Annotated in this window: 2 protein-coding genes; both read left to right on the top strand. The window is 53.4% G+C overall.

The genetic code is table 11. The features are described 5' to 3' along the window. Nucleotides 1-106: 106 nt before the first annotated feature. Entirely contained in the window at nucleotides 107-883 is a 777-nt protein-coding gene (locus tag ACPEH1_RS20535) for an RHS repeat-associated core domain-containing protein (protein ID WP_423716316.1), read from the top strand. Continuing rightward, nucleotides 880-1,347: a hypothetical protein gene (locus ACPEH1_RS20530; RefSeq protein WP_166472390.1), complete on the top strand. Its 468-nt coding sequence runs from the start codon at nucleotides 880-882 to the stop codon at nucleotides 1,345-1,347. The genes ACPEH1_RS20535 and ACPEH1_RS20530 overlap by 4 nt, the downstream gene beginning before the upstream one ends. The last annotated feature ends 453 nt before the right edge of the window (nucleotides 1,348-1,800 follow it).

Below are 1,800 nucleotides of genomic sequence, written 5' to 3'. Positions count from 1 at the left end.
ATGAGGGGCGTTCCAGGGGAAGGACATGAACATCGGTGCCACTACGGCGGTTACCACCGCCGTCAACGCCACCAGCCGCTACTACTATGCCGGCTAGAACCAGTTGATGTCCGAGCTGACCGACAGCACCTGGACCAACTACCTTTGGTTCGATGGCGAGCTGGCGGGCCTGGCGCGAAACGGACAGTTGAACGTCGTCCATACCGATCACCTTGGCCGGCCGGACTTCGTGACCAACGCAGGGCGGCAGACGGTCTGGAAGGCATACAACTATGCATATGGACGAAGTGTTCAGCAGGATGATATTGGCGGACTGAACATCGGCTTCCCCGGACAGTACCACGATGCGGAGTCGGGGCTTTGGTACAACGGCTTCCGCGACTACGATGCGAGCATTGCGAGGTATGTGCAGAGCGATCCGATTGGGTTAAGCGGTGGCCTCAATAGCTATGCGTATGTTATGGGCAATCCGATTAACTTCGTTGATTCGTTGGATCTGGCTACAGTGGATCTCGGTAACGGCTTCTGGGGGCGAGTCGATACCTTTAACTATGGCGGGAACGCTTCATTTGAGATTCATGTCCACAATTCAAAAGGCGTAGAGGCTGGCGTATATGGACCTGATGGATGGCTCAATAAGCATGGGCACAAGGGCGCTCCCAATGGTCTACCCGATGGTGTGGAAGCTCAATGTAATACTATCTCGGATGACTACTCCCGTCGGGCTGGAATAACCGCTAGAAGAGCATCACAGAGAGCTTCACGACTTAAATCATTCTTCAAAGGATGGCCACCTATAGGGCCCCTGATTGAAATGACTGCCCCGAGCCCAGACAGAGTTTGCGAGAATATTCCAGGGTATCCTGGATGTGAGGCGATGTGATAAAGCTGGATAGAATCCATTTCGACGGAACAACTTGGGATTTTTCCGAGTATTTTGAGTACATCAGAAGTGTTGCGCACCTGATGCCGCAGCCGCTTGGAGACTATTCGACTGATTGGGAATCCTATGCCCTTAGTGGAACCAAGACACTCCATGACGCCAGGCTGCTGTCAGCGATTCTTGACAAGAAGTACGACGGGAAGTACTCAAATGTTGTTTCGTCCGTCGAGCTGAGCTTCATTGATCAGATGTTCCAAGGAAAAACCACATTGCGGTACGGCGATGTCTCTTCGTACCTCTTCAAGGAAACAGACTCAGATACACATCTGCATGCGGACGTGTTGGTTCACGAGTTCTCAATCGTTTCGCCTGGCCGCTTCAGGCACCGAATCGTGCTTGATCACTCAGGTGAGATCGAGATTGAATTCGGCACTTTCTCCCATGTGTGGAAGAAGGAACTCTAGAAGCCGTTCGAGTCTTTCAGCCGCTGCATCAAGTTGGTATAGGTCGACTGGCATGCCACTGGTCGAGCCGAAGCCGGGCGATAGATGTGGATGCAAGTAGCCGGGAGGGCACAGGGATGCATAGAGTTTACTGTCTTGGTTTCGCTGCGCTTCTCATGGGGGTTATCCCATTTGCCAGTGCTGAAAAGACATGTGCTGGAGGAGCTGGTGAGGACGCTTCTTCGGCACTTAGGGTGGCCTACGAGCACTTCGATCATGATCTGTCGAAGACGATGCGTGTGGGGTCGCAAGAAGGTCTAAGGGGATTTCTTGCTCGCATGGAGAACTATCAGATAAGGATCAGCCTTGAAGGGGACCCCCGACGTCCCCCCGGCTTGAGTAGTGGGCGGGTTTAGAGTCCGGTGCTGATGGTATCTCTCTTTCCAGCCAACTGTGCGGCGTACTGGGCGGGCG

Source organism: Stenotrophomonas sp. NPDC077421, from assembly GCF_049545505.1.
Lineage (GTDB): Bacteria > Pseudomonadota > Gammaproteobacteria > Xanthomonadales > Xanthomonadaceae > Stenotrophomonas > Stenotrophomonas nematodicola.
Note: the sequence above shows the minus strand (reverse complement) of the source record. Positions and strands in the feature narration are given on the sequence as shown.

Bases quoted from the DNA above. Each gene is read 5' to 3' on its own strand.
- ACPEH1_RS20535 (WP_423716316.1), top strand. From the start codon at position 107: ATGTCCGAGCTGACCGACAGCACCTGGACCAACTACCTTTGGTTCGAT.